Here is a 235-nt window from a genome sequence, read left to right as displayed (position 1 = left end):
AAGGCGTTCACTTTTCGCTTTACCAAACAAATTATCAATTGGAAAAAGAAATTTTTGCATTGGAGCAGCTGAAACAAAGACAGGTGGACGGCCTGATTTTCTGTTCAAAAGCGATGTCCGATGAAGCGCTTTTGGACTGGCGTGAAACCGGCCCGTTCATCCTGTGCCAGGACTCAGGCGAGCAGCACTTTGCAACGGTCAGCATTCCGCATAAAGAAGCATTCAGACTTGGATT

Annotated in this window: 1 pseudogene; it reads left to right on the top strand. The window is 46.4% G+C overall.

From position 1 onward, the window contains the following. Nucleotides 1-235, top strand: a pseudogene (locus CF394_RS00135) (LacI family DNA-binding transcriptional regulator); the annotation flags it as partial.

It is taken from the genome of Tetzosporium hominis (genome assembly GCF_002265435.1).
GTDB lineage: Bacteria > Bacillota > Bacilli > Bacillales_A > Planococcaceae > Chryseomicrobium > Chryseomicrobium hominis.
This window is presented reverse-complemented; position numbering and strand designations above follow the sequence as displayed.